The following is a 13991-nucleotide window of genomic DNA, read 5'->3' on the forward strand; positions in this document are numbered from 1 at the left end:
TTCAGCGGCGGCTGACCGGATCGCCCACCTCGAGCCAGAGCAGCTGTCCGCCTTCGACCAGATCCCGCTCGCCGATCATGCCGTCACGGATGCCGTGGGCCTGCACGTCGAACAGATGGAGCGTGCCGGGTGGGGCATCGAACAGTGACGACACCTCGATGATGCCCGAACTCTCCCAGGCGCCCAGCTCCTTCGCTTTGGCATCGCTGCTGCCGCTGGGCCGGACCGCGGCGCGGTGGATCTCGGCCAGGGTGGTCAGGGTTCGGGTGAGCGGATCGATGGCGACGATGCGCGCCTCTGCCGGATTCTGCTGCGGTTGCCATGGGTAGGCGGCGTCCTCCTGCACCAGGATGCGGCCGTCGCTGCTCCAGCTGAGGTTGTCCGGGCTGCGCAGTCGCAGCGCCGGGTCGGCGTCGCCATCGTACAGCAGGGTCAGGCGGGCCGGGCCGGGGTTGCCTTGTGCGTCGAATTGCAGATCGATCAGGTAGAGGTCGCCCTGGGTGTCGCTGCCACCGGCGAAATCGGCGCGTCCGGTGGAGGCGAGCACCGCCTGCCGGCCATTGCGGGGGTTGACATGCAGATCCTCGGGGCGCGAGAAGCTGAAGGCGCCGAGCCGATCGGCCTCGGCGCGCAGGGTGTCGGCATCGGCATCCCCCAGGGTGTCATGACCCGGCTGGCCGGCTTGGGCCGGATCACGTGGCTGCAGTTCGACCCAGTGGCCGTCACGCTGCGCCGCCATGCCATGGAAGGTCGCGGGGTCGGCATCGTTGCCGGCCGACTTCCAGGCATAGAGCCGGCCCTGCTGCAGGCCGTTGCGGTCGAGAAAGCTGCTGTGCGGATCACCGTTCTTGATGCCGACATAGAGATAGAGCGGCGCGCCGACATGGTCATCGCCCAGCAGCAGGGCAATCCGCTGCGCAGTGCCGGTGTCGATCTCGGCGACATTTTCCCAGGCGCCACGGCCGAGCATCGGCACGGCCCACAGGCGGCCGCGGTCGACCTCGCCGGCCCAGAGCGTTCCGCCCGGTGACCGGCTGCGCTCTTCGCCGGCGAAATGGATGCGGTCGCGAAAGCCGCGGCCCTCACCAAAGCGGTTCGGCTCGAACAGCGCGGCCGAGCAGAAGCGGTCGAAGCCCTGACTGCCGGGGCCGTTGATCTGCTCCGCGCGGGTGACCGGCTGGCCGGCGCGGTCATGCACCTCGGCGTAGGCGATGCCGGCGCGACGCAGCGTGCGGCTGTGGCGGTCGATGTCGAACTGGCTGATGCGCGCACCGCGCAGCAGGGTGCCGTTGGCGAGTCGATAGGGCCGGCCCTTGTCATCGGCCAGTTCATGATTGACCCACAGCCGCACCGTGTCGGCATCGAGGCGATAGGCGCCCAGTCCGTCGAGCACCCCGACCGGCTGGTAACCCTCTCCGCCATCGTCTGGCGTGACCGTCTCGCCGACGGTGAACAGCGGCGTGACCCGGGCACCGTTGCGGCCCTGCATCATGCTGTCGTCGGCAGGGTCCGGCGGTGCGGCCTGGAGCGGCAGCGCGGGCAGGGCAGCGAGGGTCAGTGTGATCAGCAGGTTGCGGTGGCCGGCCATGGTGTGCCTCCTGGGGGTGAATGGGGCAGTGGCCATTGTTCGGTCGATCGATGACAGATTCTCTTCATTCGCTCCAATCTCTGCCAGCACCGGGTCAGTCGGATGGAAATTCGCCCTGTTCGAGCAGTGCCTGGGCGGAGTAGAGGTAGAGCATCGAACCGCGGTAGCGGCGCTCCAGCAGCGGGCGCGGCTGGCTGTCGGCGGCGCGGGCCTCATCGAGAATGAACAGCAGCCAGCCGTCGGGGTGCTGTGCCGCCCAGCCGTGTGCCTGAGCGGCTGGAACCACCGCCAGCGGCTGGCGCAGCAGGGCCGGAAAGGTGAACTGGCCGTCGTATTCGAAGTCGATGAAGGCGACCGGAATCTGCTGCTGTTCGGCCTCGTGCAGCAGTGCGCTGACATCATCGGCACGGTAGCGTGGCAGTTGAGCGGGCAGCGGGCCGAGATAGAGCAGGGCGGTCATGCCGCCGATGACCAGGCTGTTGCGCAATGTGGAGCGGTGGCGATCCAGACCGGGCAGACAGAGCAGCGCCAGCAGCGCGAAGGCGGCCGCCAGCCAGCCGGGCAGCAGCGGCGCCAGCGCTTGAAGCTGTGGGTTGGCGAGCCGACCCGTCGTGATCAGCATGATCGACAGCGCGAAGAGCAGCAGCATGCCGGCCAGCAGCCATTCGCGTTGCGGGGCACCGCTCTGCGGCAATTCATCGATCGCGCGGGCCAGCAGCAGCGCCAGCGCCGGAAAGATCGGCAGCAGATAGTGTGGCTGCTTGCCGCTGATCAGCGAGAAGGCCGCCAGCACCGCCAGACTCCACAGAGCCGCAAAGCGCAGACCGGGCTCGGACCACAGCCGTGGCAACCCTTTGGCCGCGCGCCAGGCGGTCAGGCTGAGGGTCCAGGGCAGCAGCAGCAGCGGCAGCATCGCCAGCAGCCACCAGAACGGTCGGCGGTGGGCGAAGGAGGAGACCATCCGCTCGCCGGTCTGCTTGAACAGCAGCTCGTGTGCAAAGGCATCACCGCCGCGATGGGCCGCCAGCAGCGCCCACAGCAGCAGCGGCAGCAGACCGACAATGATCGTCGCCAGCGCCTTCGGCAGCCACTGGCGTGGCGAAGCCGGTTCATGCAGCGTCAGCCGCATCACCAGCGCGGCCAGGCCGAGGTGCAGCAGAATCACCGGCCCCTTGGTCAGCCCGCCCAGTGCCGTCGCGATCGCCAGCAGCAGCCAGCCGGCACGTTCGCCGTGCAGCGTGCGCAGCAGCGCGTTGAGCCCCAGCGCCACCCAGGCCGACAGGATCAGATCGAACATCAACAGATGGGAAAACAGCAGCCAGTAGCTGCAGCCGCCGAGCAGCAGCGTGCTGGTCAGGGCGATCTGCGGGCGTGTGGGCCAGAGCCGGCGCGCCAGTCGATGGGTGCCGAGCAGGCCGAGCAGCGCACAGAGCCAGACGACGAGGCGCGGCCACCAGCCGTTGACGCCGAACACTCCCCAGCCGAGGTTGATCAGCCAGAACAGCAGCGGCGGCTTGTGGCTGTAGGGGGCGCCGTTCAAGTGCAGCAGCAGCCAGTCGTTGCGCTGGTACATCTCCCAGGCGACGGTGAGGTAGCGGGTCTCATCGATCGGGAACGGCGGGCGAATCGACACCCCCAGCAGCCACAGCAGCGACCAGAGCAGCAGCATCACGGGCAGGGTGAGGGGCGCGCGGCTCATGCGGAACTCTTGCACGGTGGAGCGGGAATCAGCCGATCAGTGGTGTTGGCCGGGTGTGGCGGGCAGGGAGTCGGTGTCCGCTGTGCCGTGGCGGTAGATCAGTTGCAGATTGCGAAAATAGATGAAGAGGCCGATGCCCTGGCCGAGAATGAAGACCGGGTCGCGGCGATGAATCGCATAGCCGAGCAGCGTGGCGCCGCCGGCGACCGAGAAGTACCAGAAGGCGGTCGGCACCACGCTGCGCTTGACCCGTTCGCTCTGCAGCCACTGCACGATGAAGCGCATCGAGAACAGCAGCTGGCCGGCGAATCCCACCAGCAGCCAGAGCGGATCGCTCTGATGAAAGAAGCCGATGATCGGTGCCAGCACTGCTTCGATGCTCATTCGATGTCGCTCATCGGCGAGAGCCGGGCGCGCCGTTGCAGCCAGGCGACGCCGAACAGGTCGACGATGCCGACCCACAACCGGTTGTGGATGCCGTACTTCGAGCGGCCCGCGGCGCGTGGCCGGTGGTTGACCTCGACACAGCAGACCCGCCCGCCCAGCCGCTGGTAGAGCGCCGGCAGAAAGCGGTGCATGTGGTCGAAGTAGGGCAGTTGCAGAAAGGTGTCGCGGGCGAACAGCTTGAGGCCGCAGCCGGTGTCGGGGGTGTCGTCACGCAACATGCGCCGGCGCACACCGTTGGCGACCCGGGAGGAGAGCCGGCGTATCCAGTCATCATTGCGCTGGAGCCGGCAGCCGGCCACCAGCAGCAGCGGGTCGCTGCCACTGTTCTGCAGTGCCGCCAGCAGCCGGTTGATCTCGGCCGGTGGATTCTGGCCATCGCCATCGAGCGTGGCGACCCAGGGGTAACGGGCTGCGCCGACACCACGGTGCACGGCGGTCGATTGACCGCAGTTGCGGGCCAGCCGGATGCCGCGCACATGGCCGGCGTGGCGCGCGATGGCATGGTGAATCTCGTCGTCGGTGCCATCGCTGCTGCCATCGTCGACAAAGATCGCCTCGAAGGTGCAGCGGCCATCGAGCGCGGCGACGATCTCGGCCGCCAGCGGGGCGATGTTGGCCCGCTCATCCTTGACCGGAATGACCACAGACAGCGACAGGCTCGGGCTGGATGGATGCGGGGCGACCATTGGCAGTGGCAGGTGACAGGGTGACAAGGAACGCCCTGCTGCGTGCAGCAGGGCGCCGGCATTGTACTCCGAAACCCGATCCGGCTGTCAGCCATGGCGGGTGGTGCGGTCGTTGGCCGGGTGAAAACCGCAGCGGTGAAGTGCGCGCGAATCGGTATAATCGACGCCACCCTCACTGCCTGGAGTGGCCGCGCTTGCCTCATCTGCCCTCTCTCCCGCCATCGGCCGACCGCTCCGCCCGTCGGGTCGCTGCGTGGAGCGCGACATGAACCCGTGGCTGGCCGTGGCGGTCGGCGGCGCGCTCGGCTCGATGGCCCGTTTCGCGGTCGGCACCTGGGTCGCGGCCGGGCTCGGCAGCCGCTTTCCCTATGGCACGCTGCTGGTCAATCTGCTCGGCTGCCTGCTGATGGGGCTGCTGGTGGTGCTGATCGACGAGCGCTGGGCAGTGCCGCCGCAGTGGCGGGCCTTTGCGCTGGTGGGGCTGCTGGGTGGCTTCACCACCTTCTCCTCCTTTTCGCTCGAGGCCTACACCCTGCTGCGCACCCAGCAGTGGCTCGCGGCCCTGCTCTATGTGGCCGGCAGCCTGCTGCTGGGGCTGCTGGCGCTGGCGGTCGGCATCGCACTGGCACGCCGTTTCTGAACGGCATCGACCTCTATCCATCCCTGTATCCATGACCTGTGACTGATCAAGAAAATGTTGGACCCCAAGAGATTTCGCACTGAACTGGATGAACTGGCGGCCCGTCTCGCCAGCCGCAACTTCACGCTGGATGTCGAGCAGATCCGTCGGCTTGAGGCGCGCCGCAAGGCGTTGCAGGTCGATACCGAGGCGCTGCAGAACGACCGCAACCGCCAGGCCAAGGAGATCGGTCAGGCCAAACGTGACGGGCGCGATGTCGCGGCGCTGCTGGCCGCCGGCGAAGATCTCGGCGAGCGGCTGACCGCGCTGCAGCAGGAGTTGAGTGCGGTGCAGGAGGCGCTCGAACAGATTCTGCTCGGTGTGCCCAACCTGCCCCATGCCTCGGTACCGATCGGCCGTGGCGAGGCGGACAACCAGGAGCAGTCGCGCTGGGGCGAACCGCGCCGCTTCGACTTCACGCCGCTCGACCATGTCGCGCTGGGCGCCGGGGCGGGAATGGATTTCGAGGCCGGCGCCAAGCTGACCGGCGCCCGCTTCGTGGTGCTCGAAGGGGGGCTGGCGCGGCTGCATCGGGCACTGATCCAGTTCATGCTCGATCTGCACACCGGCGAACATGGCTACCGCGAGCTCTACGTGCCTTACATCGTCAATGCCGATTCGCTGCGTGGCACCGGTCAGTTGCCGAAGTTCGAGGCCGATCTGTTCAAGCTGGTCGGCGAGGAGAACTACTATCTGATTCCCACCGCCGAGGTGCCGGTCACCAATCTCGCCCGCGACCGCATCGTCGAGGCCGAGCAGCTGCCGTTGAAATGGGTCTGCCACACCCCCTGTTTTCGCAGCGAGGCGGGCAGCCATGGCCGCGACACCCGCGGGATGATCCGCCAGCACCAGTTCGAGAAGGTCGAGCTGGTGCAACTGGTGGCGGCCGAGGCCTCCCATGACGCACTCGAAGTTCTGACCGGCCACGCCGAAGCCGTGCTGCAACGGCTCGAACTGCCTTACCGCAAGATGGTGCTCTGCACCGGCGACATCGGTTTTTCGGCTGCCAAGACCTATGACCTCGAAGTTTGGCTGCCAAGCCAGAACTGCTATCGGGAGATCTCCTCCTGCAGCAACTTCGAGGATTTCCAGACCCGGCGGATGCAGGCGCGACAGCGCCATCCGGTCAGCCGCAAGCCCGAGCTGCTGCACAGCCTCAATGGCTCGGGGCTGGCAGTGGGCCGCACATTGCTGGCGCTGATGGAGAACTTCCAGCAGGCCGACGGCAGCATCGTGCTGCCCGATGCACTGCGTCCCTACCTGGGTGGCATGGCGCGGCTCGACCTCGAGCGTGCGGGCTGACGCAGCCATGGACTATCTGCCGATCTGCATCGACTTGCGTGGCCGCCACTGCCTGCTGGTCGGTGGCGGCGAGGTGGCGCGGCGCAAGGTCGAGACCCTGCTGCGCGCTGGCGCGACGCTGCGGCTGGTGGCGCCAGCGATCGACCCCGGCCTGGATGAACTGGTGCGGCAGCAGGGCGGCGAACTGCGGTTGCGGGCGTTCGAGCCACGGGATGTCGATGACGTCTGGCTGGCGGTGGCCGCCACCGACGATGAAGCGGTCAACCGTCAGGTCCGCGACGTGGCACGGCAGCGGGGGGTGCTGGTCAATGTGGTCGATCAGCCGGCGCTGTGTGACTTCATCTTTCCATCGATCATCGACCGCGACCCAATGGTCATCGCGGTGTCGAGCGGTGGCCGGGCGCCGCTGCTGGCCCGGCTGCTGCGGGCCCGGCTCGAAACCACCATTCCGGCCGGCTACGGGCGGCTGGCGGCCTGGATGGGCCGGTTCCGCCCGCAGGTGAAGGCGCAGATTGCCGGCGGGGCTGCCCGCCGCCGCTTCTGGGAACGGGTGCTGGAGGGCCAGATCGGTGAGACCTTTCTGGCCGGACGCGAGGCCGAAGCCGAGCGGCTGCTGACGGCGTCGCTGACGGCCGGCACGGTCGATGAGGTGGGTGAGGTCTATCTGGTCGGCGCCGGACCCGGTGATCCCGATCTGCTCACCTTCCGCGCCCTGCGGCTGATGCAGAAGGCCGATGTGGTGCTCTATGACCGCCTGGTCGCCGCGCCGATCGTCGATCTGGTGCGCAAGGAGGCCGAGCGCATCCATGTCGGCAAGGAGCGCGACCGCCACACCCTGCCACAGTCACGCATCAACCAGTTGCTGATCGACCTGGCCCGTTCCGGCAAGCGGGTGCTGCGGCTGAAGGGGGGCGACCCCTTCATCTTCGGCCGCGGCGGCGAGGAGATCGAACATCTGGCCGAAGCCGGCATCTCCTTTCAGGTGGTGCCGGGCATCACCGCCGCCTCCGGCTGCGCCAGCTATGCCGGCATTCCGCTGACCCACCGCGACTTTGCCCAGTCGGTGCGCTTCGTGACCGGGCATCTGAAGGATGGCTCTCCCGACCTCAACTGGCCGGAGCTGGCCCATGCCGACCAGACGCTGGTCTTCTACATGGGGCTGCTGGGGCTGCCCCACATCTGCCGGCAGCTGGTGGCGCATGGCCTCGACGATCAGACGCCGATCGCGCTGATCCAGCAGGGCACCACGCCGAACCAGCAGGTGTGGGTGGCAACGCTGGCCACCCTGCCGCAACTGCTCGAACGGATCAGACCGCAGCCACCGACACTCGCCATCGTCGGCGGGGTGGTGAGCCTGCATCGGCGGCTGGCCTGGTTCCAGGGTGGCGCGCCGGCTGCGGAGCAGGATCAGTGAGCGGTTGCTGGTGTTACACTGACGCGCCGCTGGCGACGCCCGGCGGATGGCGGAAGTTGATCCTGGTTCGTGAAGAGGAGTTGCAATGATCAGAGGCAGTATCGTTGCCCTGGTGACCCCGATGGCCGACGACGGCCGCGTGTCGTGGAGTGAGCTGGCGGCGCTGGTCGATTTCCATCTGGCGGCCGGCACCCATGCCATTGTCTCGATGGGCACCACCGGCGAGTCGGCGACGCTCGACTTCGATGAACACATCGAGGTGGTGCGGCGCACCGTCGAGCGGGTGCAGGGCCGCATCCCGGTGATTGCCGGCACCGGCGCCAACAGCACCCGCGAGGCGATCGAACTGACTGCCGCCGCCAAACAGGCCGGTGCCGATGCCTGCCTGCTGGTCACGCCCTACTACAACAAGCCGACCCAGCAGGGGCTCTATCTGCACCACCGGGCCATTGCCGAGCAGGTGGAGATTCCGCAGATTCTCTACAACGTTCCCGGCCGCACCGCCTGCGATCTGCTGCCCGAGACCGTGGCCCGGCTGGCGCAACTGCCCAACATCATCGGCATCAAGGAGGCCACCGGCAGCATCGAGCGGGCCAGGGAGATCCTGGCCTGCTGTCCGGCGCCCTTCATGCTCTATTGCGGCGATGACGCCATTGCCATCGAGCTGATTCTGCTGGGCGCCCAGGGCAACATCTCGGTCACCGCCAACGTGGCGCCGCGGCAGATGGCCGAGGCCTGCGCGGCGGCCCTGGCCGGCGATGCAGCGCGCGCGCGGCAGATCGACCGGGCACTGGCCCCGCTGCACCGTGATCTCTTCATCGAATCGAACCCGATTCCGGTCAAGTGGGCACTGCACGAGATGGGGCTGATTTCCGCCGGCATCCGGCTGCCGCTGACACCGCTCTCACCGCAGCATCGGCCCCAGCTGCGCCAGGCGTTGCAGCAGGCCGAACTGCTCGATCGGACTGACTGAGTGCCATCGGCACGGCATGAAGGGTTTTCGTGATACGCATTGAACTGGATCGATAAAAACATGAACACTGTTGCCAAAGGCTGGGTCGGCCTGCTGCTGCTCGGTGCGCTGACCGGATGTGGAACCGGTCTGGTGCGTGACCGCTACTACGACTACCTCGATGCCGAACAGGGCGACACGCTGAAGCTGCCGCCACGGCTCGCCGACGCCAAGGCGCCCGAGCCGCTGATGCCGATTCCCGAGCTGGCCTCGGCGCCATCGAATCCGGAGCGCGCACCAGTGCCGCGTCCACGGCCGGTGGCGATGCAGGTCAGCAGTGCCGAACGGGTCACTCTTCAGCAGGCCGGTGCGCGCAACTGGTTGCTGGTGCTCGATCCACCAGCCAAGGTGTGGCCGCAGATGGTGCGCTTCTTCGATGAGTCGGCGCTGCCGCTGAAGGGCTCCGATCCAGCCAGCGGCGTGCTGGAGTCCGGTTGGCTGCCGAGCGGTGGCGGCAGCGAGCGCTTCAGGGTGCAGGTCGAAGAGGGGGTGCGGCCGCAGAGCAGCGAGATCAAACTGCTGCAACAGTCGGCGACCGCTGCCGCGCCTGCGGTGGAGCTGCCCTGGCCGGCACAGTCGAGCGACACCAGCCGCGAAGCCGCGCTGCTGGAGCGGCTGCAAAACCATCTGCGTCGCAGTGCCGATGCCGATGCGGGCTCATTCTCGCTGCTGGCGCAGAACCTCAGCAGCAAAAAACGCAGTGAATTGATCGATCCCGGCAAGGGTGAAGCGCCCTACCTGCTGCTTGACGTGGGCTACGAACGGGCCTGGTCGGCGGTCGAACTGGCGCTCAAGGAGCTGCCCCGGATGCAGGTCGAGGAGCGCAACCACGCCCAGGGCGTGATCCATCTGCACTTTGCCGCTGGCGAAGAGGAGAAACCCAACTGGTTCGACACGCTGATCGCTGACCTCAGTGGCGAAAAGCGTGCCGTGGCGGATGAGGGTGCCATCGACCAGTTGCGGCTGATCAAGGTGGGCGGCAAGACCGAGATTCGACTGACCAACGCGCAGGGGACACCGCTGCCGAAGGAGCGCGCCCTGCCACTGCTGCGGCAGATTCAGGAGCATCTGTTCTGATCGCTGCGCCTGCGCTCTGCCACTGCTGAGCCGCGCGGATGCGTTTCGCCTCGCTTGGCAGCGGCAGCCGTGGCAATGCCACCCTGGTGGCGGCCGGCGACACCTGCCTGATGGTCGATTGCGGCTTCTCGCTGCGTGAGACCGAACGGCGGCTGGCCCGGCTGGGGCTGGCGCCGTCGCAGATCAGCGCCATCCTGGTCACCCACGAGCATGGCGACCACCTGCGTGGCGTCGAGCGGCTGGCGGCGACCCATGGCATCGCGGTCCATGCCACCCCGGGCACCCTGCGGGCCGCCGCCTTTTCGTCGGATGTGACCCAGCATCCGCTCGATGCCAGTCGGCCCTTCGCCATCGGCGGCGTCGAGATCGCTCCACTTTCTGTGCCGCACGATGCCGCCGAGCCGTGCCAGTACACCTTCAGCGACGGAGCGCTGAAGTTTGGCCTGCTGACCGATGTCGGCTCCTGCACCGCAGCGATGGTCGAGCACTTCAGCGGCTGCCATGCCCTGATGCTGGAGTGCAACCACGATCTGCAACTGCTGAGCGAGGGCAGCTATCCACCCTCGCTCAAACGGCGGGTGATGGGGTTGCATGGCCATCTCAGCAATGGTCAGGCCGCCGGTTTTCTGGCTGCAATCGACCACCGCTGGCTGCAACATCTGGTGGCGGCCCACCTGAGCGAGGCCAACAACCGGCCGGAGCTGGCGCGCAGCGCGCTGGCGAGGGTGATGCATTGCGACGAGGAGCTGGTCGAAATCGCCGACCAGCAGGCGGGATTGAGGTGGCGGCAACTGTTTCAGCGGCTATAATGCCGCCCTTCGATCACCCAACCGCCCGAGGGGCGTGATGCAGCGCGGCAAAGAACTTTACTCCGGCAAGGCCAAATCGGTCTTTGAGACCGACGACGCACAGCGGCTGATCATGCTATTCCGCGACGACACCAGCGCGTTCGACGGCAAGAAGATCGAACAACTGGCCGGCAAGGGCAAGGTCAACAACCTGTTCAACGCCTTCATCATGCAGAAGCTGGCCGCCGCCGGCATTCCGACCCACTTCGACCGGCTGCTCAGCGACACCGAATCGCTGGTCAGACGGCTGAAGATGATTCCGGTGGAGTGCGTCGTGCGCAACATCGCCGCCGGCAGCCTCTGCCGTCGTCTTGGCGTGACCGAGGGCATCGACCTCGACCCGCCGACCTTCGAATTCTTTCTGAAGAACGACGCGCTGGGCGACCCGATGGTCAATGAATACCACATCCGCGCATTCGGCTGGGCCACGCCCGAACAGGTCGAGCGGATGAAGGCGCTGTCGTTCGCGGTGAACGACATCCTGAAGCCGCTGTTCCTCGCCGGCGACATGCTGCTGGTCGACTTCAAGCTGGAGTTCGGCCTGTTTGGCGAGCAGATGCTGCTGGGCGATGAGTTCACCGCCGACGGCTGCCGGCTGTGGGACCGGCAGACGCGGCGCAAGCTCGACAAGGACCGCTTCCGCCAGAACCTGGGTGGCGTGGTCGAGTCCTACCACGAGGTGGCACAGCGTCTCGGAGTCAGCATCGATTGAAGCTGCGGCGTCTCCCCGGCGCCGTGAGCGAACGTTTTCGGAGAGGTGCCAGAGCGGCCGAACGGGGCGGTCTCGAAAACCGTTGTGCCTTTGCGGGCACCGAGGGTTCGAATCCCTCCCTCTCCGCCAATTCAAGTCCTTCTATTGATCCAGCATGATTAAGATTGATTCATGGCCTCTGCCCCCAAGGGGTTGAATGGACAAAAGAAGATGCAAGATTTCAGACGTTGGAGCGATTGCACGAGCGACGCAAACAAGTTGTTCGGCTGCATTGCAAAGGGATAGGCGTGATGCGGATTGTCGAGTTGGTGGGACTGTCCTGCCCGAGGATGCGCGGCGTGGACAACTGCCTGGCCCGCTGGGGCTTCAACGCCGCAAAGCCGAAGGCCTACGAGCAACGTCCGGAAGCGTGCAGGCCTGGCTGGATGAGCAATGCCCCGAGATTGAGCAGCGCGCCAAGGCCGAAGGGGCGGAGATTCACTGGGGCGATGAAACCGCCCTGGTCAACACCGATGTACGCGGACGCAGTGACGTACCGGCAGGGAAGACGCCCGTGGCCTGTGCAGTGGGTAGCACGCGCCAGAAGCTGTCGATGATTGCCACCGTCACCAACCAAGGCAAGACGCGTTGGATGATCATTGATCAGGCGTTCAACTCGGACAAGCTGATTGAGTTCCTGGAAGCCTTGACCAAGGAGACTGGGCAGGAAGGTATTCCGGATTCTGGACAACCTGCGGGTCCAGCAAGCCGGTCAAGGCCTGGGCTGCTGAGTGGAAAGACAAGATCGAACTGTTCTGCCTGTCCAGCTACAGCCCCGAACTGAATCCGGAGGAGTGGCTCAACGCTGACCTCAAACAGGCCATCGGATCAAAGGTGCCGGCGCGCACCAAGGCCAAGCTGAAAACCGCCGCAACCGAGCACATGACCCAACTTGAGCAAAACCCGGATCGAGTCATGTCCTACTTCCAAGACCCGCCCGTCAAATATGCGGCTTGAAACTTCAAACTTCATCTGGCTGGATCAATAACGCCCAGCCATGGACCACACCACCCTCAGTTCGCTGCGCGACCGCCATCCCGCCTGGCGGCTGCTGGCGTCACCGCACGCGCCGCTGGTGGCGAGCTTTCTGCGCCGGGTGTTCGTGGCGCCGAACGTGCGGGTGATGCCCGAGGCCGATCTTGCCGAGGCGCTGGAGGATGAACTGTTCGCCTTGCGCGAGCAGCTCGGAGCGGATGCTTACCCGAAAGGTGCTTCGGAGTACCTCAACGACTGGTGCGCGCCGGACAAGGGCTGGCTGCGCAAGTTCTACCAGCCGGGCACCGACGAGGCGCAGTTCGACCTGACGCCCGCCACCGAGAAGGCCATCGCTTGGCTGGGGTCGCTGACCGAGCGGCCATTCGTCGGCACCGAGTCGCGTCTGCTGACGCTGTTCGCGCTGCTGGAGCAGATCGGCGCCGGCACCGAGGCCGACCCCATCAAGCGGGTCGAGGAGTTGCGGCAAAGACGCGACGCGCTCGACGCCGAGATCGCCCGCGTGCTGGCCGGCGACGCACCGCTGCTGGATGACACGGCGGTCCGCGAGCGCTTCCTGCAGTTCCAGCAACTGGCGCGCGAGCTGCTGGCCGATTTCCGCGAGGTGGAGCACAACTTTCGCCAGCTCGACCGCCGCGTGCGCGAGAAGATCGCGCTGTGGGCCGGCAGCAAGGGCGCGCTGCTCGATGAGATCATGGGCGAGCGCGACGCCATCGGCGACTCCGACCAGGGCCGCAGCTTCCGCGCGTTCTGGGACTTTCTGATGTCCAGTCGGCGGCAGGAGGCGCTGTCCGGGCGGCTCGACCAGGTGCTGGCGCTGCCGGCGGTGGCGGCGCTGAATCCCGAGCCGCGCACCCGCCGCGTGCACCACGACTGGCTGGAGGCCGGCGAACACACGCAGCGCACCGTGGCGCAGCTGTCGCAGCAGTTGCGCCGCTTCCTGGACGACCGGGCCTTCGTGGAGAACCGCCGCATCCTGGAGCTGCTGCGCGGCATCGAGAGCAAAGCACTCGCGCTGCGCGGGGCGGCGCCCGGCGGTGCGGTGATGCAGATCGACGCCATGGGTGCGGACATCGCGCTGCCGCTGGAGCGGCCGCTGTACACGCCCACGGTGAGGCCGCGCCTGGCAGAGATGACACTCGAGGCCGGCGCGGACGACATCGACACCGCGCGGCTGTTCGAGCAGATCGTGGTGGACAAGGCGCGCCTGCGCTCGGCAGTGCAGCATGCACTGCGCCACCAGCCGCAGATCACGCTGCATGAGCTGCTGGATGCCGAGCCCTTGCAGCAGGGCCTGGCAGAGCTGGTGGCCTGGCTGGAGCTGGCGCACGCCGGGGCTGGCGGCGACGTGCTGGACGGCCTGCGTGCCCTGGTCGATGAAGCCGTGGAAGAGCCGATCCGCTGGCAAGCCAGCAATGCAGCGGGCGAGACCGTGACGCGCGAGGCGCGTCTGCCGCGCGTGATCTTCACGCGCTGACACACCATGGGTGACGCA

12 protein-coding genes, 1 tRNA gene and 1 pseudogene are annotated in these 13991 nt (G+C 66.9%); 10 read left to right on the plus strand and 4 right to left on the minus strand.

Annotation, left to right across the window (positions count from 1 at the left end):
• Position 1: 1 nt before the first annotated feature.
• The 4 genes from H7A13_09320 to H7A13_09335 form a co-directional block, all read right to left on the minus strand.
• Positions 2-1588, minus strand: a complete 1587-nt coding sequence (locus tag H7A13_09320) for a DUF839 domain-containing protein (protein MCP5333537.1) — start codon at positions 1586-1588, stop codon at positions 2-4.
• A 94-nt stretch (positions 1589-1682) separates the two neighbouring features.
• Positions 1683-3287, minus strand: a complete 1605-nt coding sequence (locus tag H7A13_09325; GenBank protein MCP5333538.1) for a glycosyltransferase family 39 protein — start codon at positions 3285-3287, stop codon at positions 1683-1685.
• 36 nt (positions 3288-3323) lie between these two features.
• Entirely contained in the window at positions 3324-3671 is a 348-nt protein-coding gene (locus H7A13_09330) for a lipid-A-disaccharide synthase N-terminal domain-containing protein (protein ID MCP5333539.1), read from the minus strand.
• Complete coding sequence (locus tag H7A13_09335) at positions 3668-4420, minus strand: glycosyltransferase (GenBank protein MCP5333540.1); 753 nt, start codon at positions 4418-4420, stop codon at positions 3668-3670. The genes H7A13_09330 and H7A13_09335 overlap by 4 nt, the downstream gene beginning before the upstream one ends.
• Before the next feature lie 265 nt (positions 4421-4685).
• On the opposite strand from H7A13_09335, the gene crcB reads away from it, so the two are divergent.
• The 10 genes and pseudogenes from crcB (at position 4686) to H7A13_09385 (ending at position 13973) form a co-directional block, all read left to right on the plus strand.
• Positions 4686-5060 (plus strand): fluoride efflux transporter CrcB, encoded by a 375-nt coding sequence (crcB, locus tag H7A13_09340; protein ID MCP5333541.1) that lies wholly within the window; start codon positions 4686-4688, stop codon positions 5058-5060.
• Positions 5061-5114: 54 nt separating this feature from the next.
• Positions 5115-6401: a serine--tRNA ligase gene (gene serS, locus H7A13_09345; GenBank protein ID MCP5333542.1), complete on the plus strand. Its 1287-nt coding sequence runs from the start codon at positions 5115-5117 to the stop codon at positions 6399-6401.
• Between the two features lie 7 nt (positions 6402-6408).
• Positions 6409-7815 (plus strand): uroporphyrinogen-III C-methyltransferase, encoded by a 1407-nt coding sequence (gene cobA / locus H7A13_09350; GenBank protein ID MCP5333543.1) that lies wholly within the window; start codon positions 6409-6411, stop codon positions 7813-7815.
• 85 nt (positions 7816-7900) lie between these two features.
• Positions 7901-8788, plus strand: a complete 888-nt coding sequence (locus H7A13_09355; GenBank protein ID MCP5333544.1) for a 4-hydroxy-tetrahydrodipicolinate synthase — start codon at positions 7901-7903, stop codon at positions 8786-8788.
• A gap of 60 nt (positions 8789-8848) precedes the next feature.
• Complete coding sequence (bamC, locus tag H7A13_09360) at positions 8849-9904, plus strand: outer membrane protein assembly factor BamC (protein ID MCP5333545.1); 1056 nt, start codon at positions 8849-8851, stop codon at positions 9902-9904.
• 38 nt (positions 9905-9942) lie between these two features.
• The gene (locus tag H7A13_09365) at positions 9943-10713 is read left to right on the plus strand and encodes an MBL fold metallo-hydrolase (protein MCP5333546.1); all 771 of its coding nucleotides are present in this window, start codon (positions 9943-9945) and stop codon (positions 10711-10713) included.
• 37 nt (positions 10714-10750) lie between these two features.
• A complete protein-coding gene (gene purC / locus H7A13_09370) occupies positions 10751-11464 on the plus strand; it encodes a phosphoribosylaminoimidazolesuccinocarboxamide synthase (GenBank protein ID MCP5333547.1) in 714 nt (237 codons plus the stop codon).
• 39 nt (positions 11465-11503) lie between these two features.
• Positions 11504-11593 (plus strand) — tRNA-Ser (locus H7A13_09375).
• A 38-nt stretch (positions 11594-11631) separates the two neighbouring features.
• Positions 11632-12460: pseudogene (locus H7A13_09380) on the plus strand (IS630 family transposase).
• A 40-nt stretch (positions 12461-12500) separates the two neighbouring features.
• Entirely contained in the window at positions 12501-13973 is a 1473-nt protein-coding gene (locus H7A13_09385) for a DUF3375 domain-containing protein (GenBank protein ID MCP5333548.1), read from the plus strand.
• Positions 13974-13991 lie beyond the last annotated feature (18 nt).

Source organism: Pseudomonadales bacterium, from assembly GCA_024234215.1.
Lineage (GTDB): Bacteria > Pseudomonadota > Gammaproteobacteria > Pseudomonadales > UBA5862 > JACKOQ01.